At 32.8% G+C, this 25,972-nt stretch carries 27 protein-coding genes; 20 read left to right on the forward strand and 7 right to left on the reverse strand.

The window, feature by feature from the left end; translation table 11 throughout:
* Nucleotides 1–85 precede the first annotated feature (85 nt).
* The 15 genes from HHX25_RS15265 to HHX25_RS15335 all read left to right on the forward strand — a co-directional run bounded on the left by HHX25_RS15265 (nt 86) and on the right by HHX25_RS15335 (nt 16,812).
* Nucleotides 86–1,195 carry a DUF4382 domain-containing protein gene (locus tag HHX25_RS15265; RefSeq protein WP_240964550.1) on the forward strand — a complete coding sequence of 370 codons (1,110 nt, stop codon included), beginning with the start codon at nt 86–88 and terminating at the stop codon, nt 1,193–1,195.
* A 185-nt stretch (nt 1,196–1,380) separates the two neighbouring features.
* Nucleotides 1,381–2,382: an AAA family ATPase gene (locus HHX25_RS15270; RefSeq protein ID WP_169675590.1), complete on the forward strand. Its 1,002-nt coding sequence runs from the start codon at nt 1,381–1,383 to the stop codon at nt 2,380–2,382.
* 83 nt (nt 2,383–2,465) lie between these two features.
* Nucleotides 2,466–3,332 carry a DUF58 domain-containing protein gene (locus HHX25_RS15275; RefSeq protein WP_169675300.1) on the forward strand — a complete coding sequence of 289 codons (867 nt, stop codon included), beginning with the start codon at nt 2,466–2,468 and terminating at the stop codon, nt 3,330–3,332.
* A gap of 43 nt (nt 3,333–3,375) precedes the next feature.
* Nucleotides 3,376–5,055, forward strand: a complete 1,680-nt coding sequence (locus HHX25_RS15280) for a hypothetical protein (RefSeq protein ID WP_240964551.1) — start codon at nt 3,376–3,378, stop codon at nt 5,053–5,055.
* Nucleotides 5,055–6,059, forward strand: a complete 1,005-nt coding sequence (locus tag HHX25_RS15285; RefSeq protein WP_169675302.1) for a vWA domain-containing protein — start codon at nt 5,055–5,057, stop codon at nt 6,057–6,059. The genes HHX25_RS15280 and HHX25_RS15285 overlap by 1 nt, the downstream gene beginning before the upstream one ends.
* Before the next feature lie 24 nt (nt 6,060–6,083).
* Nucleotides 6,084–7,121 carry a vWA domain-containing protein gene (locus HHX25_RS15290; protein WP_169675304.1) on the forward strand — a complete coding sequence of 346 codons (1,038 nt, stop codon included), beginning with the start codon at nt 6,084–6,086 and terminating at the stop codon, nt 7,119–7,121.
* A gap of 86 nt (nt 7,122–7,207) precedes the next feature.
* Nucleotides 7,208–8,047: a tetratricopeptide repeat protein gene (locus HHX25_RS15295; RefSeq protein ID WP_169675306.1), complete on the forward strand. Its 840-nt coding sequence runs from the start codon at nt 7,208–7,210 to the stop codon at nt 8,045–8,047.
* 74 nt (nt 8,048–8,121) lie between these two features.
* Entirely contained in the window at nt 8,122–9,897 is a 1,776-nt protein-coding gene (locus tag HHX25_RS15300; RefSeq protein WP_169675309.1) for a BatD family protein, read from the forward strand.
* Between the two features lies 1 nt (nt 9,898).
* Complete coding sequence (locus HHX25_RS15305) at nt 9,899–10,657, forward strand: tetratricopeptide repeat protein (RefSeq protein WP_169675311.1); 759 nt, start codon at nt 9,899–9,901, stop codon at nt 10,655–10,657.
* A 52-nt stretch (nt 10,658–10,709) separates the two neighbouring features.
* Nucleotides 10,710–11,012 (forward strand): hypothetical protein, encoded by a 303-nt coding sequence (locus HHX25_RS15310; protein ID WP_169675312.1) that lies wholly within the window; start codon nt 10,710–10,712, stop codon nt 11,010–11,012.
* A 98-nt stretch (nt 11,013–11,110) separates the two neighbouring features.
* On the forward strand, nt 11,111–12,673 hold the full coding sequence (locus HHX25_RS15315; protein ID WP_169675314.1) for a SulP family inorganic anion transporter: 1,563 nt from the start codon (nt 11,111–11,113) through the stop codon (nt 12,671–12,673).
* 12 nt (nt 12,674–12,685) lie between these two features.
* Nucleotides 12,686–13,486 (forward strand): universal stress protein, encoded by an 801-nt coding sequence (locus HHX25_RS15320; RefSeq protein ID WP_169675316.1) that lies wholly within the window; start codon nt 12,686–12,688, stop codon nt 13,484–13,486.
* Between the two features lie 48 nt (nt 13,487–13,534).
* Nucleotides 13,535–14,212 carry a DUF2490 domain-containing protein gene (locus tag HHX25_RS15325; RefSeq protein WP_169675318.1) on the forward strand — a complete coding sequence of 226 codons (678 nt, stop codon included), beginning with the start codon at nt 13,535–13,537 and terminating at the stop codon, nt 14,210–14,212.
* An 82-nt stretch (nt 14,213–14,294) separates the two neighbouring features.
* A complete protein-coding gene (locus tag HHX25_RS15330; RefSeq protein WP_169675320.1) occupies nt 14,295–16,157 on the forward strand; it encodes a SulP family inorganic anion transporter in 1,863 nt (620 codons plus the stop codon).
* Between the two features lie 25 nt (nt 16,158–16,182).
* The gene (locus tag HHX25_RS15335; protein ID WP_169675322.1) at nt 16,183–16,812 is read left to right on the forward strand and encodes a carbonic anhydrase family protein; all 630 of its coding nucleotides are present in this window, start codon (nt 16,183–16,185) and stop codon (nt 16,810–16,812) included.
* Nucleotides 16,813–16,978: 166 nt separating this feature from the next.
* On the opposite strand, the gene HHX25_RS15340 is transcribed toward HHX25_RS15335, so the two are convergent.
* A complete protein-coding gene (locus tag HHX25_RS15340) occupies nt 16,979–17,500 on the reverse strand; it encodes a CvpA family protein (RefSeq protein ID WP_169675324.1) in 522 nt (173 codons plus the stop codon).
* 75 nt (nt 17,501–17,575) lie between these two features.
* On the opposite strand from HHX25_RS15340, the gene HHX25_RS15345 reads away from it, so the two are divergent.
* Together HHX25_RS15345 and pheS are read left to right on the forward strand one after the other, a co-directional pair.
* A complete protein-coding gene (locus HHX25_RS15345) occupies nt 17,576–17,932 on the forward strand; it encodes a hypothetical protein (RefSeq protein WP_169675326.1) in 357 nt (118 codons plus the stop codon).
* Nucleotides 17,933–18,077: 145 nt separating this feature from the next.
* A complete protein-coding gene (pheS, locus tag HHX25_RS15350; protein ID WP_169675328.1) occupies nt 18,078–19,097 on the forward strand; it encodes a phenylalanine--tRNA ligase subunit alpha in 1,020 nt (339 codons plus the stop codon).
* 8 nt (nt 19,098–19,105) lie between these two features.
* On the opposite strand, the gene HHX25_RS15355 is transcribed toward pheS, so the two are convergent.
* On the reverse strand, nt 19,106–19,549 hold the full coding sequence (locus HHX25_RS15355) for a pyridoxamine 5'-phosphate oxidase family protein (RefSeq protein ID WP_169675330.1): 444 nt from the start codon (nt 19,547–19,549) through the stop codon (nt 19,106–19,108).
* A gap of 98 nt (nt 19,550–19,647) precedes the next feature.
* Between HHX25_RS15355 and HHX25_RS15360 the strand changes: the two genes are divergently transcribed.
* A complete protein-coding gene (locus tag HHX25_RS15360) occupies nt 19,648–20,043 on the forward strand; it encodes a hypothetical protein (RefSeq protein ID WP_169675332.1) in 396 nt (131 codons plus the stop codon).
* A 76-nt stretch (nt 20,044–20,119) separates the two neighbouring features.
* On the opposite strand, the gene HHX25_RS15365 is transcribed toward HHX25_RS15360, so the two are convergent.
* Nucleotides 20,120–21,121 carry an NAD(P)H-dependent glycerol-3-phosphate dehydrogenase gene (locus tag HHX25_RS15365; RefSeq protein ID WP_169675334.1) on the reverse strand — a complete coding sequence of 334 codons (1,002 nt, stop codon included), beginning with the start codon at nt 21,119–21,121 and terminating at the stop codon, nt 20,120–20,122.
* Nucleotides 21,122–21,251: 130 nt separating this feature from the next.
* On the opposite strand from HHX25_RS15365, the gene HHX25_RS15370 reads away from it, so the two are divergent.
* Both HHX25_RS15370 and lysM read left to right on the forward strand, forming a co-directional pair.
* Nucleotides 21,252–22,190, forward strand: coding sequence for a nicotinic acid mononucleotide adenyltransferase (locus HHX25_RS15370; RefSeq protein WP_169675337.1), 939 nt, complete (start codon nt 21,252–21,254; stop codon nt 22,188–22,190).
* Nucleotides 22,191–22,410: 220 nt separating this feature from the next.
* Nucleotides 22,411–22,896 (forward strand): peptidoglycan-binding protein LysM, encoded by a 486-nt coding sequence (gene lysM / locus HHX25_RS15375; protein ID WP_169675339.1) that lies wholly within the window; start codon nt 22,411–22,413, stop codon nt 22,894–22,896.
* Nucleotides 22,897–22,940: 44 nt separating this feature from the next.
* Here the strand turns inward: lysM and bla are convergent, their stop codons facing one another.
* From bla to HHX25_RS15395, 4 genes are all read right to left on the reverse strand, one after another.
* Nucleotides 22,941–23,693 (reverse strand): subclass B1 metallo-beta-lactamase, encoded by a 753-nt coding sequence (gene bla, locus HHX25_RS15380; protein ID WP_169675341.1) that lies wholly within the window; start codon nt 23,691–23,693, stop codon nt 22,941–22,943.
* 15 nt (nt 23,694–23,708) lie between these two features.
* A complete protein-coding gene (gene nadD, locus HHX25_RS15385; RefSeq protein WP_169675343.1) occupies nt 23,709–24,287 on the reverse strand; it encodes a nicotinate (nicotinamide) nucleotide adenylyltransferase in 579 nt (192 codons plus the stop codon).
* A gap of 10 nt (nt 24,288–24,297) precedes the next feature.
* Nucleotides 24,298–24,888 carry a guanylate kinase gene (gmk, locus tag HHX25_RS15390; RefSeq protein ID WP_394352862.1) on the reverse strand — a complete coding sequence of 197 codons (591 nt, stop codon included), beginning with the start codon at nt 24,886–24,888 and terminating at the stop codon, nt 24,298–24,300.
* A 78-nt stretch (nt 24,889–24,966) separates the two neighbouring features.
* Nucleotides 24,967–25,824, reverse strand: a complete 858-nt coding sequence (locus tag HHX25_RS15395) for a YicC/YloC family endoribonuclease (protein WP_169675346.1) — start codon at nt 25,822–25,824, stop codon at nt 24,967–24,969.
* Between the last annotated feature and the right edge of the window lie 148 nt (nt 25,825–25,972).

Consider the following 25,972-nt stretch of genomic DNA (forward strand, 5'->3'; position numbering starts at 1 on the left):
TTGTTACTAATCACTGAGAATAGCCATTTTTAGTTGGGTTCAAGTTTATAAGCGGTAACAGTAACTTAACACATTAGATATTGCCATGAGAGTCATAAATAAAATAAAAATCTTCCTCCTTTCTCTGGTGTTTCTATGTTTTTTTGGATGCCATAATTCAGAGTCAAACAACACAAATTTACAAGCCCCAACAATTACCATCAAACTGGTGGATGAATCTGGAGACTTTGAAGAAGTAAATATTGAGGTTGTTGATGTTATGATTAAAATGGATAACAACCATGATAGCGAAAATGAATGGATCTCGCTTAATTCAAATCAAAAAATTATAAACTTACTGGATCTTACGGGTGGTGTTCACGAGGTTTTAGTAGATAAATTTCCTATCCCAACTGGGACCTTAAAACAAATAAGACTCGTGTTAGGAGACCATAACACCATTGTTGTTAAAAATAATTTGGATGTTGGAGAAACTCATGATTTAAAAACCCCAAGTGCCCAACAGTCTGGTTTGAAATTAAAAGTAGATACGGTAATAGAAGAAGGCTTTACTTATGATTTTGTTATAGATTTCGATGTTGATAAATCTGTTATCATTGCGGGAAAATCTGGAAATATTAACCTAAAGCCTGTTATGAGGGTAACCACCGCAGTAAGTTCTGGAATTATAGAAGGAACTGTATTACCATCAGACGAACCAGTTGTGGCATCTGTTATAAATACAAAAGAAACACCAGGAACTGAAGATGACGAGGTTATATCAGCTTATACAAATTATACAGGTGATTTTGCGCTTTGGGGAGTTCCTACCAGAACATACGAAGTTATATTGACACCCATAGATTCAAATTCTAAATACAAAGTAACAACTATTGCAGATGTAGAAGTAACCAATGGCGAAATTACAGTTATCGAGCCTGCTATAGAATTGGCTTTAAAAACAGGGACAATCACTGGCAAAATACTTAATAAAAATGTGGTGGTAACCGCCTCAACAATAATAGATAGTAACGTGATGAGAGCAGATACCAATACCGAAGGGGTTTTTCTTCTCGACAATGTGCCGATAGGCGTTTATAAAATCACATTAACACCTGCTAAAGGGTCTGGGCTTGCCATAATAGAATTAAATAATGAAGAAGTAAGAGAAGATGAAACTAACGATTTAGGAGCTATTACTTTACCCGATGCATAAAATACATTTTATTTTTAAATATTTAAGAGCAGTTTCTTTTGGAGCTGCTCTTTTACTTTAACCAATTATTAACTGGGCTGACAGAATATTTTAACCTATTCTTAACAGGTTTAGAAGAAAAATTTTAACAATTTGCAATGCTCAAATAAGCTTATTATATTCGGGCTTTAAAAAATTAAATGAAGATGCAAGAAACAGGTACAATTGATATTAAGACAATTAATGAGAAAATTGAAAAGGAAAGTGCTTTTGTTGATTTACTGATGTTAGAAATGAATAAAGTAATCGTAGGTCAAAAGCATATGGTCGAACGCTTACTTATCGGACTATTAGGTCGTGGGCATATTCTACTTGAAGGTGTTCCAGGGTTAGCAAAAACTTTAGCAATAAACACTTTAGCACAAGCGGTAGACGGAAGTTTTAGTAGAATACAATTCACTCCAGATTTACTCCCCGCAGATGTCACAGGAACCTTAATATATAATATGAAGGTTAATGATTTCTCAATAAAGAAAGGACCTATATTTGCTAATTTTGTTTTAGCAGATGAGATTAATAGGGCCCCGGCTAAAGTACAATCGGCCTTACTTGAAGCCATGCAGGAAAAGCAAGTTACCATTGGTGATGAAACCTTTGTATTAGACAAGCCATTTTTAGTTATGGCCACACAAAATCCCGTAGAGCAAGAAGGAACCTATCCGTTACCAGAAGCTCAGGTTGACCGTTTTATGTTAAAAACAGTTATTGACTATCCAAAGATTGATGAGGAACAAATGATTATGAGAGCAAACCTTAAAGGCGCTTGGGATAAGGTAAATCCTGTAGTTCCTGTTTCCCAAATAATAAAAGCTCAAGAGGTTGTTCGTGAAGTATACATGGATGAAAAAATAGAAAAATACATTCTGGACATCATATTCGCCACACGATATCCAGAAAAATATAAACTTGCAGATTTAAAGCCTCTCATTTCTTTTGGGGCATCCCCACGTGGAAGTATCAATTTAGCAACAGCTGCTAAATGTTATGCCTTTATTAAACGTCGAGGTTATGTTATTCCAGAAGACGTTCGTGCTGTTGTTTACGATGTATTAAGACATAGAATAGGCATTACCTACGAAGCTGAAGCTGAAAATGTAACTTCGGTAGACATTATCAACAAAATTGTAAACGAGATAGAAGTACCTTAATCAGAACTCCGTGTTCAGTCTACGGTTTGCAATTAAATTAATTGCGGCTGAATACTGGTTACTGCATACTGCATACTGAAAAAATGGATACTAAAGAATTACTAAAAAAAGTACGAAAAATAGAGATTAAGACACGTCGTTTGTCTGATCATATATTTGGAGGCGAATACCATTCGACCTTTAAAGGGCGTGGTATGACTTTTAGTGAAGTACGCCAATACCAATTTGGAGACGATGTTCGAAATATAGACTGGAATGTAACGGCACGCTATAATGAGCCTTTTGTAAAAGTTTTTGAAGAAGAGCGCGAGCTTACCATGATGCTCATGGTCGATATTTCTGGTTCTGAACTGTTTGGAACAGAACAACAGTTTAAAAACGAAGTAGTTACAGAAATAGCAGCAACATTAGCGTTTTCGGCAACCCAAAACAATGATAAAATTGGGCTTATCCTATTTTCTGATAATGTAGAACTTTATATTCCACCTAAAAAAGGACGTTCACACGTACTTCGCATTATTCGTGAGCTTATAGAGTTTAAACCCGAAAGTAAACAAACAAATTTGGCTGAAGCTTTGAAGTTTATGCAAAACGTGATGAAGAAAAAAGCTATTGTGTTTGTATTGTCTGATTTTATTGCAGACGATTATGATCAAACCATGAAAATTGTTTCTGGCAAACATGACGTTACGGGCATACGCGTTTATGATAAACACGAGGAAAATATACCCGACTTGGGCATGGTACAAATGGAAGATGAAGAAACCAGAGAACTCATGTTAGTGAATACCTCATCAAAAAAAGTGAGGCTTAACTATAGTAAATTCTATCATGAAAAAGTAGCCTATTATAAAGAGAGCTTTACAAAATCTGGAGCAGGGGCCATTGATTGTCGTGTTGATGAAAGCTACGTAAAAAAGCTTCTAGGATATTTTAAAAGAAGAGGATAATTATGTAATGTTTGGATTGTGTGCAGTCGAAACCTACTTTAAAATGAAGAAAATTTATTTAAATATTAAGGAATTAGGAATCAAGGGTCAAGAATCAAGGCGATCTTATCTTTTTGGTAAGCATATCTTGTTTTGCGTTTTTGTTCTCATCTCTCTCTTCTCTTTTGGTCAAGTTACTTCAGCCATCGATTCTACATCTATAAAAATAGGCGAGCAAATAACCTATCGTATTCAAGTTGAAACAGATACAACCAGTTTGGTCGTTTTTCCTGAAGGGCAAACATTTTCGCCTTTAGAAATGATCGAATCTTATGAAGTCGATACCTTAAAAAAGAACGATAAATACAACCTTGTCAAAAAATATGGCTTAACACAATTTGATTCGGGAGCCTATACCATTCCAAGGCAAAAAATAATTATTGGAGATAAAACATTCTTTACCGATTCTCTAAAAGTTGAAGTTAACAATATCGTTGTAGACACTACAAAACAAGGACTTTACGGTATCAAACCTATAATTGAAGTAAAAAAGCCTTCTAGCAACTGGTGGAAATATGTTTTGCTTACGCTTTTAATCATTGGTATTATAGCATTTTTATTGTTTTGGTTTATTTGGAGAAAAAAGCCACTAACCGAGGAAGAAGAAATTGCATTGCTTCCTCCATATGACAGAGCCAAATTAGCACTTAAAAAATTAGACGAAAGCCACTATTTAGAACACTCCGAAATAAAAGAATACTATTCAGAATTAACAGGCATTATCAGAAAATATTTAGATGAGAAAGTATATGACCATTCTCTAGAAAGTACGACCGATGAGCTTGTTAGCAGGCTCCGGTTGCTTAAAGAAGGTAACCAAATTGATTTGAGCCCAGAGACCATTAAAAATATTGAAAGTATTTTAAAACGTGCCGATTTAGTGAAGTTTGCAAAGTCTGCACCAGATGTAGCATTGGCTGAATTGGATCGAAATACAATTGACAGCGAAATTGATCATGTCAAAGAAGTGTTACCAGAACCAACAGAGGAAGAGAAGCTTTTAGATGAAAAATATAGGGAAGAATTAGAACGTAAAAAGACACGAAAGAAAATTATTCTAACAATAGCAATTAGTTTGTTTTTGCTAATAGCCACCATTGTGGGCTTTTCAATAAAATATGGTTTTAATTATGTAAAGGATACTATTATAGGCCACGATAGCATCGAGCTTTTAGAGGGCGATTGGGTGTCAAGTGAATATGGCTTTCCTCCAATAACCATTTCAACACCAAAAGTCCTAAAAAGAATGGATGCTGGTATGCCAGAAGAATTGGCACAGCAGGTCGATATGACTATGTTTGGTTATGGCAGTTTAATTGACAAGTTTAATATTGTAGTTGCCACTTCCAGATATAAAAACTTAGGAGAAAATAAAATAGACATAAAGCAATCTATAGAAGGTAATTTTAAAACACTTGAAGCTGCTGGTGCTAAAAATATTGTCACAAAAAATGAAGAATTTGTTACACCTAATGGTGCCCAAGGACTAAAAGTTCATGGCACTTTAGATATGCCAGTAGCAAATTCTGAAAAATTTGAAAAAGGGAAGTACGTTATTTTAGCGTTTACATCAGAAAATGTAGTACAACAGGTGCTCCTTTTCTGGAAAGAAAGTGATATTTATGCCGATCAAATTGTTGAGCGAATTTTAAATTCAGTAGAACTTAAAAAAGCAGAGGAATAATGTTTGAGGGAATCGAATTTTTAAATAAAGGTTTTTTCTGGTTGTTATTAGCACTTCCATTAGCCATATTATGGTATATTTTTAAGCACAAAAAACAAACAGCCGAACTTAAAATATCAAGTTTAAAAGGTTTTAAACTTACTAACTCCTGGTTACCCAAGTTAAAGCACTTTTTATTTGCTTTACGCCTAATAGCATTGGGGTTACTAATTACGGCCTTAGCAAGACCTCAAACGGTAGATGTCTCTACAAAAACAAAAACCACTAGAGGTATAGACATCGTCATGGCCATAGATGTCTCGGCAAGTATGTTAGCAAAAGATTTATCTCCTAATAGACTAGAAGCCTTAAAAAAGGTAGCAGCTGAGTTTATTAAAGGCAGACCAAATGATAGAATCGGCTTGGTTGAATACGCTGGAGAAAGTTACACAAAAACACCCATAACCAGCGACAAAGCCATTGTAATCCGCTCTTTAAAAAGTATAAAATACAATAATATTATTGAGGGAGGAACAGCGATAGGGATGGGCTTGGCTACAGCGGTAAACCGTTTAAAGGATAGTAAAGCAAAAAGCAAAGTCATTATTTTACTAACAGATGGGGTTAATAACTCAGGATTTATAGACCCCAAAATTGCCAGCGAATTGGCAGTTGAATATGATATAAAGACCTACACTATCGGTTTAGGAACCAACGGCATGGCATTGTCTCCAGTTGGCATTTTATCTAATGGTGCATTTCAATATGGACGTATTCAGGTAGAGATTGACGAAGAATTATTGAAAGAAATTGCTGATGTTACCGGGGGTAAATATTTTAGAGCAACCAACAATAGAAAATTAGAAGAAATTTACGACGAAATTAATAAACTGGAAAAAACAGAAATAGAGGAATTTAAATTTTACAATTACGAGGAGAAGTATCGCTCGTTAGTATTATTTGCAGGGTTATTACTCCTAATAGAATTACTTTTGCGCTTTACAGTTTTTAGAAGTTTTGTTTAGTTCAATATCTGAGTTTAGAAAAAAATGTATCAATTAGAAGAGAAAATATGGTTTTGGGCATTGGGTATTATTCCAGTAATAATCCTATTCTTTTTGGTGCTTCAGTTTTGGAAATATAAAGCACAAAGCAAATTTGCCGATAAAAAATTACTCAAAAAATTAAGCCCCAACACGTCCCTTTTTAAATCAATTTTAAAAATAAGTGTTTTAAGCCTCGCTTTTGCTTGTTTAGCAATTGCCTTGGTAAACCCCAAAATAGGAACAAAACTAGAAACTGTTAAACGGGAAGGTGTCGATATTGTTTTTGCCGTTGATGTTTCAAAAAGTATGTTGGCTGAAGATATTGCTCCCAACAGATTGGAAAAATCGAAACAACTTGTTACACAAATTATTAATAATTTGGCAAGTGATCGTATTGGCATCATCGCCTATGCAGGAAAAGCATTTCCGCAATTGCCAATAACAACAGATTACGCATCGGCAAAAATGTTTTTGCAAAGTATGAATACCGATATGTTGTCTTCACAGGGAACCGCTATAAACGAAGCTATTAAACTGGCAAAAACATATTTTGATGATGAGGAGCAAACCAACCGCGTGCTCGTTATTATATCGGACGGCGAGGATCATAGTGAAGAAGCAGCAGCCATAGCAGAAGAAGCCAATGAAGAAGGTATCCGTATATTCACTATAGGTGTAGGTGATATAAAAGGTGGGCCTATTCCAGAAAAACGGAATGGGATTGTCCTGAATTACAAAAAAGATAACCAAGGTGAAACCGTAATTACACGTTTAAACGAAGAAACCCTAAAAGCGATTGCAGAAGAAGCCAATGGTGCTTATATAAATGGAAAAAACACAAACGATGTTGTAGAAAATATTCGCAGCATTTTAAATAGCATGGACAAAACAGAGTTTGAGGCCAAACAATTTGCCGATTTTAAGGACCAATTTCAATGGTTTTTAGGCTTTGGGATTTTCTTTTTGCTTTTAGATGTTTTCTTATTGGAACGAAAAACAGCTTGGTTAAAGAAATTAAATTTATTTAATGAAAATCTTTAACGAGAGTTTTAAAATAATTTGAATTAAAACTTTTATAAATTTTTTAACGAACAAAAATTTAAGGTTTTATATCTTAGAAATAAAAAATGAAACATATAATATTAATTCTATTAACGTGTATGATTTCCATATCTTTTGCTCAAGAAGATAAGGAACAACGGTTAGCTCTAAAAAAAGCTAATGGCTATGTTTATGAAGGAAATAGTTTAATAAACGAAGATGATTTTATTTCTGGCGAAATGGCATATAGACAAGCTATTTCTAAGCAGCCTAATACGGTGGCCGGAATTTACAATTTAGGAAATGCCTACTATAAAAAAGGTAATTACGAAGAAGCATTATACCGTCATGAACAAGCAGCAAAAGCAACTACTTCAAAATCGGAAAAACATAAAGCATATCATAATATTGGCAATATCTTAATGCAGAATAAAAAATGCAAAGAAGCAGTTGAAGCCTTTAAAAATGCTTTGAGAAATAATCCTACGGATGATGAAACACGTTATAATTTAGGCTTGGCAAAGATTTGTGCGGAAGAACAAAAAGATCAACAGGACGAAAATAAAGACGACAAGAACAAGGACGACAATAAAGAAGACCAGGACAAGAAAGAGAACGAAGACAAAAAAGACAAAGAAGGCGACGATAAAGAAGATAAAAAGGATAAAGGAGACGAGGATAAAAAAGAGGGAGACGATGAAAAGGACGATGAAGGAAAACCGAAAGACGAAAAGGAGGATAAAGGCAAAGGGGAAGACGACAAGAAGAAAGAACAACAAAAGCCTAAACCTCAGCCTGGACAAATGTCTCCTCAGCAAATAAAGAACTTATTAGAAGCCATGAACAATCAGGAACAAAAAGTTCAGGAAAAAATGAATGCCGTTAAAGAGAAAGGTGTAAAAATAAAAACAGAAAAAGATTGGTAAGCAAAAGAAATATGATTAGCGATTAATGGGAGTTCAAACTTCAAAAAACCGCCAATCGTTGATCGTTAATTGTTATGAGATTTATTAAAAACATATCAATATTATTATTTGTACTTACAACAAGTATGGTCACTGCTCAGGTAAAATTTGTAGCCAAAGCAAGTAAACAAAAACTGGGTATTAATGAGCGCTTACGTATAGATTTCGAAATGAATAAAGATGGAGATAATTTTAATCCTCCAAGTTTTTCAAATTTCACGGTAGTAGGTGGGCCAAATCAATCTGTAAGCAACTCATGGATTAATGGGGTAAGAACTTACAAGAAGACCTATAGTTATTTTTTAGCACCGAAAAAACGCGGTAATTTCACTATAAAACAAGCAAGCATTACCATTGATGGCGAAACTTATAAAACATTGCCCTTAAAAATTCAGGTCACGGCAGCAGTCGATAAGCCTAAAGACCCGAATGATGCCAATTATATAGCTTCGGAGAATATTCATTTAGTTGCAGAGGTTTCAAAAACCAATCCCTATTTAAATGAAGCCATTACAGTTGTTTATAAACTATACGTATCACCTACTATAGCCGTTGATAATTGGAATGAGATTGATACTCCGAGATATAACGACTTTTGGAGCCAAAATATAAATACGCAAGGACAAAAAGTACAAAATGGCACATACAATGGTAAAGATTATCGTTTTTTAATTTTACGAAAAGCCGTATTGTACCCCCAAAAAACAGGCAAACTAAATATAGAACCTTTAAGTCTAGATATTGCTTTACGAGTGCCCTCTAATAGACGAGATATTTTTGGAAGCCTTTTAATGACACGTGTTAACAAAACGGTTTCTGCAGGAAACAAAACCATTAATGTAAAACCTTTACCAGAGGTGGGGAAACCAGTAGATTTTGCTGGTGCTGTTGGCGATTTTAAACTAGATGTGATAGCTTCTAAAACAGTATTAGATGCTTCAGAATCATTTCAAATAAAAGTGGGTGTTAAAGGTAATGGAAACCTAAAACTTTTTAAATTACCCAAAATATCATTGCCAAGTTCTTTAGAAGTTTATGAGCCCGAACATAAAGAGCAGGTAAAAACAAACCTATCGGGAATGAGGGGTAGTATTTCAGATAGCTATACCGTGGTGCCTCAATACAAAGGTAAATATCCAATACCAAGCATTTCCTTTTCGTATTTCGATTTAAAAACAGAAACTTATAAACGATTATCATCAGAGGAAATCGTTATTGATGTTTTAAGTGGACCTACAAACAATGCCAACGAAACTTCTAATGGAAATATTGTAAACAATGCCAAGCAGCGTGTTGTTTTAAATAACGATCAATTTGCTTTTATTAAAACCAAGACAAATTTTATTAGTACCAAGGCTACTTATTTCTTTAAAACAAATTTATTTTGGAGCTTACTATTATTACCGTTTTTAGCAATCCCCTTGGCTATTGTTATTCGTAAGAAAAAAGCAAGTAGAGATGCCGATGTATACGGCAATAGAATTAGGAAAGCAGATAAATTGGCAAAAAAATATTTAAGCAACGCCAAAAAATCACTCGGCAAAAAAGAAGCTTTTTATATTGCTCTAGAAAAGGCATTACATAATTATTTAAAAGCGAGATTGCATATTGAAACGAACGATTTAAGTAAAGATAGAATTAATAACTTGCTAAAAGAAAAACAAGTTGATGAAGGAACAATAAAAGATTTTATTGCCATTGTAGAAAATTGTGAATTAGCGAGATATACACCAATAGATATTGTTACCATGCAGGAAGATTACGATAAAGCAGCAAAAACAATTTCTTTAATAGATAAACAGGCACGTTAAGATGAAAAAAGTTTTTTACGTATTATCGTTTTTGTTAAGCTTTACCGTTTTTTCTCAAAACCAAGCATTATTCGAAAAAGCCAATACATTATATAACGAAGGGAAATATGCTGAAGCCATAGATACTTATAATGTCATTTTAGACACTAAGAACCATTCTGCCGATCTGTACTTTAATCTAGCAAATGCGCATTATAAATTGAACAATATAGCTCCCAGTATTTACTTTTATGAAAAGGCGTTACAATTAGCTCCTAATGATGCTGACATTAAGAACAATTTGTCATTTGCTCAAAACATGACCATTGATGCTATTGATGTTATTCCCGAGGCAGGTTTCTCTAAACTCATAAAAAATATGACTAATACGATGAGTTTTGATAATTGGGCAAAAACAGCAATTGGTTTAGTATTTTGTTTTGTTATTTTATTTCTCGTTTATTATTTCGCTTTTTCAACCTTATACAAACGTTTAACATTTATGGGAAGCATCTTGTCATTAATTTTATTATGTATATCGCTTGCTTTCGCATTTCATAAATATAATATAGATAAAAAAGACAATCCAGCTATTGTTTTTGTACAAGAAAGCAAGGTGAGAAGTGACCCAAATTCCAAGAGTGAAGAATCCTTTAGATTACATGAAGGCACTAAGATACAAGTTTTAGAATCATATAATGATTGGAAAAAAATTAAGCTCTCTGATGGCAAAATGGGCTGGATAAATTCAGAAGATATTAAATTGTTGAACAATATTTAATCTTTCTTTAACAAAAAATAGTATATATTTGTTTTTCAAAATTTTCAATAGAATGTCTAAAAACATAATTTCTATTTGTTTTTCAATAATTTTTGTGGCGTTTTTAACGGCTCCCACAATTATTGCTTTTGCAGATGATTCTGTTGATATCTCTTTCTTTTTCGCTTCATCTGAAGAAGAAGAAAAAGGCAGTAAAAAAGATAAAGATGTCGAACTTCTATTTTTTAACCTCAACGTCAATGAAATAGATTTCGCTTCAAATGAAACAGAAGATGACTTAGAGTATTACTTTAAAAACAACTACCCTAAGCCTCATCTAAACCTTATCTCCCCCCCTCCAGAATTACATTTATAGTAATTCTAAATATTTTATTTATATATAGGCTTTTTAGCCATTATTTTCAACTTAACCGCTCTTTAATCTTTATTTAAGGAGTAAAAAACTTATTTTTTATGTTTAAAACAATTAAAAATGATTTACCGGCAAGTATTGTCGTTTTTTTCGTAGCATTACCGCTTTGTTTAGGTATTGCATTAGCAAGTGGGGCTCCTCTTTTTTCAGGATTAATAGCAGGAATTATAGGAGGTGTTGTTGTGGGTATTTTAAGTGGTTCCCAAATTGGGGTAAGCGGACCAGCAGCAGGGTTGGCAGCCATAGTATTAACATCTATTGGAGCACTTGGTGGCTTTGAAAACTTTTTAGTAGCAGTTGTACTAGGTGGTGTCATTCAAATATTATTCGGAATACTCAAGGCTGGTGTTATTGGTTATTACTTTCCATCCTCTGTAATTAAAGGCATGTTAACAGGTATTGGTATCATAATCATTCTTAAACAAATACCCTACTTTTTGGGATATGTTTCAGAAAAAGGTGAGGGTACTTTTGAACAGATTTTTAATTCATTTACCAGTATTAACTTGGGAAGTACTATCATTGCTGCTATCGGATTAGGAATCCTAATTCTCTGGAATAACGTGTTAAGCAAAAAAGGGAAGATTTTTCAGCTAATACAAGGCCCGTTAGTTGCAGTTATTGTTGGTATTGTTTTTTACTCAATTTTTGGAACTTCAGACACTTTAGCTATTCAAAAAGAAAGTTTAGTAAAAGTGCCTATTCCATCAGATGTATCTTCTTTTTTAGGGCAATTCACATTTCCTAATTTTGGCGTGATTACTCAAGGGGATGTATGGATTACGGCATTTACAATTGCACTAGTAGCAAGTTTAGAAACATTGTTGTGTGTTGAAGCTACAGATAAAATAGACCCTCTTAAAAGAGTAACTCCAACTAACAGGGAATTATTAGCTCAAGGAACAGGTAATATTCTTTCTGGTTTAATAGGAGGGCTACCAATTACACAAGTAATTGTTAGAAGTTCTGCAAATATTCAATCTGGAGGTAAATCAAAACTTTCGGCTATTATTCATGGATTCCTTTTAATTATTTCAGTAATCGCTATACCAAAATTATTAAACCTTATTCCATTATCTGTACTAGCAGCTGTTTTATTAATAGTGGGTTACAAATTAGCAAAACCAGCTTTGTTTAAAAAGATGTATGATTTAGGCTGGAAACAGTTTATTCCCTTTACAGTAACTGTTTTGGGTATTGTATTTATAGATTTGTTATACGGTATCGGATTAGGGCTAGGTGTTGGTATTATAGTAATATTATTAAAAAGCTATCAAAACTCGCACTTCCTTCATATTGAAGACAAAAGTAATGGTAAGCACAAAATTAAAATGTCTTTAGCAGAAGAAGTTACGTTCTTTAATAAAGGAGCTATTTTAAAAGAACTTGACAGCTTACCAAAAGATACTTATTTAGAGTTAGACCTTATTAAAACTAGGTACTTAGATAATGATATTATTGAGATATTAGACGACTTTGCATTTAAAGCAAAAGAACGAAATATCGATATAAAACTGGTTTCTAAAAGAGGAACTGTTGAAAACCCCAATAGTTTTGTAGAATTCTTTAAAACAAGACCAAAGTCTAAATTAAGTTTAAGTTAAAATAAAGGCCTTATGAAAAGCAATAAATATAAGCTATTAGTGCTTTCAGATTTAAAAGACAGCTCTGATAATATTATAAAAACTACTGCCAATCTAGCTAAAATGATTGGTGGTGATATTGACCTTTTACATGTAAGAAAACCTGTTGACATTGTTGAAAGTGACAACCAGTTATCTTCTATGCGTACCATTAATAGAGATTATATTGCTAGTAAAGATCATATTGAAAGTATTATAAAATCTATTGACAAAGCATTAAATATAAAATACAGTTTGATTTATGGTAATGTGAAGCAAGAAATAAAAGAGCATATACATAATACGAATCCAGACATTATAGTTTTAGGTAAAAAGCGATTTAATGCCTTAAAACTTACTGGTGATAGAATTACAAAGTTTGTTCTTAAAAAATACAAGGGTATTGTTCTTATTGCTTCCAATGACAGTGTTTTAGAGCCTAGCAAAAATTTATCCTTAGGAGTTTTTAATGATTTTGAACATTCAACCAATGAAAATTTAGCAAAAAGTTTAATGGCTTATACTCAAAAGCCTATAAAATCATTTAAAATTCAAAAAAATCCAGAAGTCACCAATCAAGATAAAAGTGATACTGCTTTAAATGATACAGTTGAATATATTTTTCAATCAAATGATAATGCCATTGATAGTCTATCTAATTATGTGTTAAAAAATAATATAGATTTATTATGTATTAACAGAGAAATAGAAGCTTCTAAAAAAAATAAGTTATCATCTTCCAATTTAACTAATATTATAAGGAAACTTAACGTATCGTTGTTACTAACCGATTAGTATTTGAGAATTACAGTTTATGAAATAAAAAGCTAGAAATTATTTTATATGAAAAAGAAACTATCTAGAGTTAATATGGTAGTATTAGTAATATTGCTAATGCTACCTGTATTGGCCCAAAGTCAAGACAGTAATTTTGGTAATTGGTTAATTTATATTGGTAGTAAAAAACTAAATAACAAATGGAATCTTCATCATGAGGTTCAATATCGAAATTATGATGCCATTGGAGATTTGGAGCAATTGCTTTTAAGAACGGGCTTGGGCTATACTTTTAATGAAGGCAAGAACAATGTATTACTGGGTTATGGCTATATTCTTTCTGAAAATTATGTAGGTGATACAAATAATAAAGTATCTGTTAATGAGCATAGAATTTTTCAGCAATTTGTTTCTAAACAAAATATTGGAAGTGTAGTTTTGAGTCACCGTTATAGGTTTGAACAACGCTTTGTTGAAGACGATTTTAAAATGAGATTTCGTTATTTTTTAGCTTTCAAGATCCCTTTTAAAACTAAGGAAAAAGGAAACAGTAAATTTTATTTATCGGCATACAATGAGATATTCTTAAATACCAAAAGTTCTGTTTTTGACAGGAATAGATCTTACGGAGGTTTAGGTTATACTATAAATAAAAATATAAGAGTTGAAGCTGGTTATATGAACCAGTTTTTTGAAACAACTGGCAGAGATCAATTTAACATAATAACATTTGTTAATTTTTAAGTCTTTTAAAAACCTAATAAATTATTTATTATCTTATTAGTTTCTTTTCAAAGTTAAACAGTAAATAAAATAATAAATTATCATGAAAAACTTTTTTTCAAATATAAAAGGAGATGCTTTTGGTGGCATTACTGCTGGTATTGTCGCATTGCCCTTAGCTTTAGCATTTGGGGTGTCTTCTGGCTTAGGTCCAAGCGCTGGACTTTATGGAGCCATTTTTATTAGTTTTTTCGCGGCTCTTTTTGGTGGAACAGACACCCAGATTTCTGGACCGACAGCACCAATGACAGCTGTAAGCATGGTAATTATTGCTAGTATTATTGCTGCTAACGACGGTGATGTAAATAAGGCTTTACCCCTTATACTAACTGTTTTCTTATTAGCAGGTCTTATGCAGATCGGTTTGGGGATACTAGGTCTGGGTAAATATATAAGATATATTCCTTATCCAGTAGTTTCTGGGTTTATGACTGCTATTGGAGTTATTATCTTAATTACACAAATATTACCTTCAATTGGTTATTATTCGAAGGAAGATTTAGAGTTTGTAAACGAATTTAAGCCACAAGCAGAAGAAATAATACTTGATAATATTTTGAAGGAAGAGGCCGGGGAGGGTATTTTAGTTTTAGAAGATTTTAGGGAGACCATTAACAGGGCAGAAAAAATTACCGACGAGGATATTTTAAAAGAAAGTAAAACTTTAGCTGGTAAAGAAGCTTCGGGTGTTTTAGGAACCCTTAAAGTATTGCCTAGAGCTTTACAACAAATAAATTGGTTAGAATTAATACTAGCTTTGGGAACTATTTTTATCATTTATGGATTTAAACGGATTACAAAAGTCATTCCAAGTACTCTGGTAGCTTTAATTGTTATGTCTGGAATAGCCATTGGTTTTGGTTTAAATTACAGACCCATTGAAGAAATCCCCAGTGGATTACCAATTCCAAACCTTGAAATATTCACTTCGTTCAAGTTAAGCAATCTTACCCCTTATATTTTTACTGCACTAACACTATCCTTATTAGGAGCTATTGATTCCTTGTTAACAAGTGTTGTGGCTGATAATATGACCAAAACCAAACATAAACCCAATAAAGAATTAGTTGGCCAAGGTATTGGTAATAGTATAGCTGCTGTTTTTGGAGGTATTCCAGGAGCTGGAGCCACCATTCGTACAGTAGTTAATATTACTTCAGGAGGTAAAACCAAATTATCTGGTATGATTGCTGGATTATTGCTTTTTATTATTCTTTTGGGGTTAGGTCCAATAGCGTCTAAAATTCCTGCAGCAGTACTTGCCGGTATTTTGGTTACCGTAGGTATTGGCGTAATGGATTACAAAGGCTTAAAAGCCATACCAAGTTTACCAAGAGATATAAAATTAGGGCCTTTTAAACTGAGTTCTGAAGTATTGGTTATGTTAGTAGTACTCATTCTTTCAACTTTTTGGAATTTAGTTTACGCTGTAGGTATTGGTTTAGTTATAGCCTCATTAATGTTTATGAAAAAAATCGGTGATTTAACTGCCGAACGTTCTGATGTAAAACCGCTTAAGGAAGAATCCTGGGCAGATGAAGTTGGGTTTCCAGATAGCTTAAAAGAAGAAGTTTTTATTAAGCATATTAAGGGTCCACTATTCTTTGGCTCGACAAGTGATTTCCAACAGTTGGCAGCTCAAATTCCTGATACCGCTGATATCGTTGTTTTAAGACTGGATAGAATGCAATATATGGATCAATCAGGATTATATGCTTTAGAAGATATGTTATTGGATTTAAGAAAGAAAGGGGTTGACTTCCTATTCGTAGATTTATTGAGGCAACCACGTTATATGATGGAGCGCATCGATATTATACCAGACTTCATCCCTGAAGAACATATATTTGAAACCTTTGATGAATGCATGGTATGGATAAAAGAAAATATAGAAGATAAGTATTAATTAAAATTTAATCAGTAAAATAATTATGAAAAACGAAGCAATTACAAAAGCAGTTCAAGATACATTAACACCTGCTAGTGTTTTACAAGATTTACTAGATGGAAACAAGCGGTTTATTGAAAATAACATGCAGGCTATCGATCATTCTGCATTGGTAAAACAAACAGTAGGGGGGCAATTTCCTAAAGCAGTCGTGTTATCCTGTATAGATTCTCGTGTACCAGTAGAAACTGTATTAGATCAAGCTATTGGTGATATTTTTGTAGCTCGAGTTGCTGGAAATTTTGAAAACATAGATATTTTAGGAAGCTTAGAATATTCTTGTAAAGTAGCAGGAAGTAAATTAATCTTAGTACTTGGCCATGAAAGTTGTGGTGCCGTAAAAGCTGCTTGCGATGGTGTCGAACTTGGTAATATTACAGATTTATTGGCAAACATCGAGCCAGCTGTAAGACAATCTGCCGATGAGGTTGAAGGTGAAGCCAATTCTTCAAATGCAGAATTTGTTGCAAAAACAGTAGAAAATAACGTAAAATTGACTATTGACAGAATTAAGGAAAGAAGCCCTATTTTAAAAGAGATGGAAGCTGCAGGTGAGATTCAAATTGTTGGTGGTGTGTATATGCTTTCAACGGGTAAGATAGAAATGCTTTAATAATTATAGCAAATAACAAAAAGAGTATGTCTAAGAAGTAATCTATTTGGTCATTCAGAGCGAAGCAAAGAATTTTTTATATTTATAAAAACATATATTATTATATTATTAGAGGTTCTTTATTCTTTATTACATTCAGAATGACACCTTTTTAGACAAGCTCTTTTTATGCTTCATTACTCATTTCTTCAGTAGAATCTTCTTCATCACTACCCATAATACTTGGTAAAATAGTTGGCACTAACGATTTTACAGGTTTGTAAAGTATAGATGTCTCTAAAGTTTCTTCATCAGTAAACGGGATTGCGCTATTCATTCTATCAAAAACAATTAAAATTACACTTAGGATCAAGGCAATTTTAAGACCTCCAAAAAGACCTCCAAGGAGTTTATTTATAATACCAAGAGCTGCAAAATTCGCTAATTTAGTCAGTGCTTTTCCTGCTAAAGTAATGGCCAAAACAATGATGACAAAAGTAATTGCAAAAGCAGTAATGTTGATAGAGTTCTCATTCCAATCTACTTTACTTTCTAAAAAATCACCAGCAAAATTGCTAAAATGTATGGCGCCATAAACACCTGCAATTAATGCAACTAGAGAGGCTACTTCAACAAAGAGCCCTTTCATAAAACCTCGAATAAGACCAAATAAAATAAAAGCAGCTAAAACAATGTCTATAATACCCATAGTTAATTAGAATTTAAACAAAGATAAAATAATAGTCACACTTAGGTTTATTAACTTTGCTACTTTGAATTTATTATGTCTAGAGACGAACAATTAAAAGAACGCTGGCAATTAGTAGTTAAGAAACTATCCGATCAATTTGCAGATGGAGAAACTTTAGATCTCGATGCTATTATTTATTTAATAGGCGTGCAAGAGCTTGGTCAACTAGATAGAAGTTTTAAAAAAGACCAAAAGCTAGACCTTATGCATATAGCTATCTGCAAATTGCTTACACCATACGGATATTACGAACTAGATTTTGTAGATAATGATGGGTGGCCGCATTATAAAACACTCGAAGCCCTACCACATTTAAAGGCTGGAGAACAAAGCATTTTAATGAAAGAAGCCATTGTAAATTATTTTTTAGAAACCGAATATATTGATTAGTTTTTTGGTGTTACTTTTTGAAAAAACAAAAAGTTAGACTTTTCATTATACCTTTTTACAAAAAAGTAAAAAGGATGCCATTCCAATCCTTAACACAAATCCCAATAAATTGATTAAATTTGCCATTCATTTTTGAAATGACACCATGATAGATAAGATAAAAGAACTCATTGAAGAAGCCGAAACCTTTAAAGCTCAAACAAAAGAAGAGGTAGAAGCGTTTCGTATAAAATATCTAGGTAAAAAAGGATTACTAAATGACTTTTTTGCTGAGTTTAAAAATGTAGCGAACGATCAGAAAAAAGAATTTGGTCAAACTATCAATAAGTTAAAAAAAACAGCCGAGAATAAAGTAAACGCCTTAAAAGAAGAGTTAGAAAGTAAAGAGGAAACAAAAGGCGTTTATGGTGATTTATCACGCCCTGGAGAACCTATTCAAATTGGTGCGCGTCATCCAATTTCGATTGTAAAGAATCAAATTATTGACATTTTTTCACGTATCGGTTTTAATGTTAGTGAAGGTCCTGAAATAGAAGATGATTGGCATAATTTCACAGCTTTAAACTTACCAGAGTATCATCCAGCACGTGACATGCAGGACACGTTTTTTATTCAAACTAACCCAGATATCTTACTACGAACCCATACCAGTTCTGTACAAGTACGCTATATGGAAAATAACAAACCTCCTATTCGTACTATTTCTCCAGGTCGGGTGTATCGAAATGAAGCCATCTCTGCTCGGTCACACTGTTTTTTCCATCAATTGGAGGGATTATATATAGATAAAGACGTGAGTTTTGCAGATTTAAAACAAACACTTCAACACTTTACTACCGAAATGTTTGGAAAATCTAAAATACGTCTCCGTCCGTCGTACTTCCCATTTACAGAACCAAGTGCAGAAATTGATGTATACTGGGGCTTAGAAACAGAAACCGATTATAAAATAACCAAAGGCACAGGTTGGTTAGAAATTGGAGGTTGTGGTATGGTAGACCCTAATGTTTTAGAAAACTGTAACATAGATCCAACCGAGTATTCAGGATTTGCATTTGGTGTTGGTATAGACCGTATAGCTATGTTATTACATCAAATAGGCGATATTCGTTTATTAAGTGAAAATGATGTAAGATTCCTAGAGCAGTTCAAGAGCGCTTTCTAGTTACACCCCTATACCCCATACGTTTTTTTAGCACTTTTTATCTGATCTTCTTCTGTAGTTTCAGGGTAAAGGATATATTTAGGAGCAATTATTTTTCTAACATTATCGATCGATATCTTGATAATGTTAGAAAATGGAAATTTTCCCTCTGTCATACCTAATATAATAGATTCCATAGTTGCATATTCTAAATCATTTTTAGATACGATCTCTGCCTTTCCATTAATTTTAAAACCTTTTTGCACAAAAACATCTATAAAGCTAACACATACATTATCGTTCTCTTTAATATTTTTAACCGATAACGGAGATGCTATGTTGGCAATAATAATAGCGTTTTCTGGATAGAAGGCAAATACTTCTTTAGGAGACACATTAGGGATGTTATCGGATGAAGATGTAGCCAGCCAACACAATACACTTTTATCAATATAAGCCTTTAAATCATTCATGAAATTCAGTTAAAAGGGTAATCGCTAAAATAACTATTTTATCAAAATGGCATTCTTTAAAAAACACTTATTTTTGTGCTTTTAAATAAATCACTAAAGTGAAAAAAGACATCCAAATTCCTAAAGTTGAAGGCGTTTATGTAGCTGTTGTAAACGAATACAATGATATTTATAAAACAAACGACTGGAATGCCTACATCATAAACGATAAAGACATAGATTTAGAGATGGTTCTTATTGTTACCAGTGGGTATTCTGAGGATAAACAAACATCAATATTTAGAAAAAAGTTAGACAAGCTCCCTAAAAAAAGCTATGCAAAAATAGAATTGATGCAAGAAGACCTGTTCGCTATCAATAATACTTTTAAAGTCTCTTTTTTTGAAGGTAATAACATGTTAGATAAAACCTATTTATTTAGGAAAAACACCATTAACCTAAAAGCTTTACAACCTGTCCCCTTAATGGATGTAAAAGGGGTTGTGGTGAAATAAACCCTTGCGTATTTAATTCCTTTTATTGAAACTGAATCTACCTATTCTTAAAACAAGGAAGGGTTTTTATTGAGCATTAATCCAATTTCTCAGTTAATTTTCTAAACACTTTTTTAGGATTTTTACCCTCGTATAAAATCTGATAAACAGCATTAATAATTGGAAGTTGTGTTTTTTTAGTATTTTTTAGATTAAGTAAATGAGCACTCTTTGTAGCATAATAACCCTCTGCTACCATATTCATTTCCATTTGAGCCGATTTTACGGTATACCCTTTGCCAATCATATTGCCAAACATACGATTCCTAGAAAAAATCGAATAACCAGTTACTAATAAATCACCTAGATAAGCCGAGTTATTAATGTTACGTTTCATTTTGTGCATTTTTTTAATAAAACGTTTCATTTCTCTAATAGAGTTGCTCATCAATACACTCTGAAAATTATCGCCATATCCCAAACCATGAGCGATTCCAGCAGCAATAGCATAAATATTTTTAAGCATTACGGCATATTCTACACCAATAATATCATCACTAATTTTAGTTTTTATATAATCACTAGATAATTTACTAGAGATAGCTTTGGCTTTTGCTGCATCCGAACAGGAAATAGTTAGATAAGATAAGCGCTCTAAAGCGACCTCTTCGGCATGACAAGGGCCTGCAATAACAGCAATATTATCATATGGGATTTTATGAAACTCATGAAAATGCTCGCCAACTAAAAGTCCAGACTCTGGCATAATCCCCTTTACAGCCGAAACAATTATTTTATTAGAAATATCAACATCAAGTTTTTCTAACTCATTATATATAAAAGCCGATGGAATTACAAAAATTAAAACATCGGCATAAGTTGCTATTTCATTAATATCATTACTGAGTTTTAGTTGCTCTAAATGAAACTCTACCGAGCTTAAATAATTTGGATTATGCTGCTCTTTTAATAAATGCTCTTTGGTATAAACACTTCGCATGTACCAACCAACTTCATTTAAATTTTCACAAAGCATTTTTACAATAGCAGTTGCCCAACTTCCTGCTCCAAAAACCGCATATTTCAAAGGTTTATCCATAAATAATAAATCATTTCTGTTCCAAAAATACACAAAATAATAATCATTGCTAGGGCAAGAAAAGATTAAGAAATTGTTTTTGGCACGTGTTTTGAAAACACTAAAGTATAAAACTTAAAAACGCTTGATTATGAGGACCGTAAAATTACTTTTAAGCTTTGCTTTAATCGCAACATTGTTTACATCTTGCTATACCGAAGTAAATATTGATGATGATGAACCTAGAATATCTATAAATCAATTATTAAGTTCATACGAGCTATGGTATGTTGATATTAATAGCACCAAAGGACCTGGCGAAACACCTTTTTTACAAAAAGCATTTACAATATCTTTTAGAAACGGTGTGATATATGCTAACAATAACATTGTAGGATTAGGTGATAATGGCGGCGGTTTTGGTATTGATGTTGGAGGATATGATGCATACGATATGATTTTAGACGTGTCTCATGATATTGACGGGTTTGATACTTTTGATGTTTTTCAAATAAACAGTAATACCATAGAGCTTTACAACCCCAATAACGACACCTCATATTTTCTTGAAGGTTACCAACGTAGCAATTTCGATTACGACTTCGTTTTCTATGATAACATTCATTATTTCTTACAAGAATATGAAGCCTGGGAAAAGACTTATACAAGTGAGTTTGGAGCTATAAACGAATTTGATAATGAAAACTATTTACAGTTTTTGGCTGGAGGTAACGATTCTACTTTTCAAAGTTCACAAGATGAAAACGATACCGCAGTCAACAACCTTATATGGGATTATACAGGAATATATGGTATTGGAGATGTTAGTGGAGATATGTATTTAAAAACTTTAACATTAGATTATGATTTCTTCAACAATGAACACTTCGAATTAAGCGTTATAAATGACGGAAAGATAGAGTTGTTTCACCCATCGTCTGAAACAGTTTATGAGTTTGAAGGCAGAGGGTACATTCAATACCTAAAAAATGGAGATACAAAAGGAAAAGTAAAAACTTCGGTTGATAAGAAACGTAAGTTTAGAAAAAATAAAGTAGATAACCCTAGAGAAAATACTAGGTTTAAATAATAAAAGAAATAAAGTGAGACCTTGATTTAATAGAATAAGGTTAATTCAATTAATTAGTTTCACTAAAATTTTGGTTGGTTATTTTTAGTTTAGAAACCGCTTAAAGAACTATTCTTTAGGCGGTTTCTTTTTTGCTAAACATAAAAAAATCACACAATTATGTGACCTTATATTTTTTTGGGTGTCTAAAAAGCATTAACCTTCAAAAAACATTGAACATATGGGATTATTCTCATTTATTAAAAATGCTGGTGCAAAAATATTCGGAATTGGCACAACAGATGCAGAAGATACTGCCAAAGCAACTGTAGAAGAACTTATTTTAGAAAAAGCAGCTGCAGAAAAACTTAAAAAAATAATTGTAGACTTAAAATTACAAGCAGAGAATTTAAATATTTTTATTGATGACGATATTGCTGTCGTTACTGGATTGGCTTATGATCAAGCTACTAAAGAAAAAATAATATTAGTTGTTGGAAACTCTGAAGGCATAGCACTTGTTGACGACCGAATGGAAGTAGTGTACAAAAAACCTGAAGCACAATTTCATACCGTTATTAATGGCGATACTTTAGGAAAAATAGCAAAGGAGTTTTATGGAGATGCCATGAAATATCCTGTTATTTTTGAAGCTAATAAGCCAATGCTAACAGATCCTGACAAAATTTACCCAGGACAATTATTACGAATCCCTATCCTTAACTAAAATCTATTTAATAGCATTTTATTTTGGGAAAAGCCAACTATTATTTAGTTGGCTTTTTTATAAGTTTTAAATAAAGAAATAGTGTAATCTAAAAGTTCTGTACTTCCACTTTTTCCATGACCAGGAACCACTATTTTTAAATCTGGTATTTCTTTTTTAATCTTTTCGACAGTATTAGACCATTCTAACGTATTAGCATCGCCCAGATAGCCTTTATTTGCTTTTACCGATTTTATTAAGCAACCTCCAAATAATGCATTTTCATTTGGAATATAGCCTACAATGTTATCTCTGGTATGCCCTTCACCAAAAAACTTAGTTAAAACAGAAGTTCTACCTACTTTGATTTCGGTTTTATTTTCGAAACCATACTTGGGTATCACTTTTTTACTGTCTTGCTTTACCAATTTAATGGTCGCATTACTAGCGTATGATTTTGTTCCATGATTATGGAATTGTTGTAATCCGCCTAAACAGTCTTCATGAAAGTGAGTAACTACTATGGCTATGATGTTCTTTTTTTGCTCTTTTTCAATCCAATGTATAAGCTCTTTTGAGACATCATTATTTATAGGCGTATCAAAAACAATCGCTTCATCGTCATTAAAATACACCATCCCATTACAAGCTACTTTTCCATAATCATTCGTTTCTAGATAAGAGATATGTACAAAAACACATTCGCTGAGTTGTTTGATTTTTAATGTTTCAGATTCATAATTATATGATAAATGCTTATTCGATTTACAACTGCAAAAAATAATAGACATACTTAATAAAAGCATTATTTTTTTCATGATTATTGGATTCTATTATTTATAAAAGTTCATCTCATCTAAATACTCCCAAACATGTTGAGGAAGCATGGGCTGAATATTTTTACCTGCTTTTATAGCATTACGGATAAAAGTGGAAGACAATTCCATAATTGGAGCATCGATATGATGTATTTTTTTATGGTTGTCAAATTGGGTTTCGATCTTATTTTTGGAAATACGCGGGTAGACATAAATATGATGATTCTCAAGAATTACCTCGTAATTTTTCCATTTGTGAAAGCCCTTTAAGTTATCCTCACCCATAATTAATGAAAAGGTATTACCTGGATATTTTTCTTGTAAATAAACAAGTGTATTTATGGTGTAATTAGGTTGTGGTAAATTAAATTCTATATCACTTGGTTTAAGCTTTGTATAGTCTTTAGTTGCTCGATACACCATTTCTAAACGCTGATAATTGTCTAGTAAAGTACGTTTCTTTTTAAATGGACTATGTGGTGTTACTACAAACCAGACCTGATCTAAGTCGCTATGTTCTGCCAAATGATTGGCAATAACCAAATGACCAATATGAATTGGATTAAAAGAACCAAAATACAAGCCAACTTTCATTCTAATGATTTTAAGAGTTTAGAAAACCACTCACCAATTTATGTGCATTTTCAAGCGCTTTATCTAAATCATCATTTACAACAATAACATCGAATAAAGGCGCTGTTGCTAATTCTGCCGAAGCTTTTGCAACACGCATATTTATTTTGTCCTCACTCTCAGTTTTGCGCTTTTTCAATCTAATTTTTAATTCATCTATACTAGGTGGTTTTACAAAAACCGCTAAAGTTTCCTCAGGGAATTTTCGTTTTATGCGCAAGCCTCCAGAAACATCAATATCGAAAATAACGTGCTTGCCCATGGCCCAAATGCGCTCTACCTCTGTTTTTAAAGTTCCATAAAAATTGTCGCGATATACTTCTTCCCATTCTAAAAATTCATCGTTTTTAATTTTGGACTTAAATTCTTCTGCTGACAGGAAATAATAATCTTTAGCATCTATTTCTTCGTTGCGTTTTTCTCTAGAAGTTGCCGATATAGAAAACTCCAAGTTTAAATCTTCGATACCCAATAGATGCTTTACAATGGTTGTTTTTCCAGAGCCAGAAGGTGCCGAAAACACGATGAGTTTTCCTTTATTTATATTGTTGTTTTGAGTAATCAATGGTAGCGTTATTTATAATTTAGATTTGATTGCATTTCGACTGTGCTTAGTGTGGTGTTTTCTTAAAAACACTAGTTAAAGCACATTTAATAATTGTTCCTTAATTTTTTCAAGCTCATCTTTCATTTGAACCACTAACTGTTGCATAGGGGCATAATTACTTTTAGAACCAATGGTATTTATTTCCCTGCCCATTTCCTGACCGATAAACCCAAGTTTTTTTCCGTTGGAGTCTTTGGAGTTTATACATTCTGTAAAGTAATCCAAATGGTTTTTTAAACGTACTTTTTCTTCTGTAATATCAAATTTTTCAATGTAATAAACCAACTCCTGCTCAAAGCGGTTTTCGTCATATTTTTCTTTTAAGTCTTCAACACCTTTGAGTAAACGTTCGCGAACGGCTTCAACGCGTTCAGGATCCATCGCTATAACCTGCTCAAGTATATTTTCAATGGCAATCACACGTTTATTAAAATCCTGCTCAAGTACTTTCCCTTCATCCAATCTATGATTGATCAAATCGTCTATAGCTGTATTAATTTGTACCTCGATAGCCTTCCATTCATCTTCGTCAATTTCCTCACGCACAGTATTTAAGGCTTCAGGAAAACGTACCGCCATTTTAAGAAGCTCAATAGCATCCCCATCAACAACATGTTTTAACTGTTCCATATATTGTTTAACAACAGGTGTATTTATTTGTGTCGAGGTATCTTCTGCAGTGGCTTCAACATAGATAGAAAAATCAACTTTTCCGCGTACTAATTTCGCAGCAAGAAGTTTTCGAATGGTTAATTCTTTTTCTCTATAAATCGAGGGCATCCTCGCATTTAAATCTAAATTTTTACTGTTAAGAGATTTTAGCTCTATTGTTATTTTTTTTGTGGGTAATTGCAATACAGATTTTCCATAACCTGTCATTGAATATATCATAACGCATGTATTAAGTCTTGCAAAGGTAATAAAACCTAAAGGATAGAAAATAGATTAGTTTCATATGACCACATATCTTTATTCCTAATGCCGTATTAGATAATCAGGTATAGTTATTTAATTGCTATCTCATTTATTAAACACTCCA

It is taken from the genome of Flavivirga algicola (assembly GCF_012910715.1).
GTDB classification, from domain to species: domain Bacteria; phylum Bacteroidota; class Bacteroidia; order Flavobacteriales; family Flavobacteriaceae; genus Flavivirga; species Flavivirga algicola.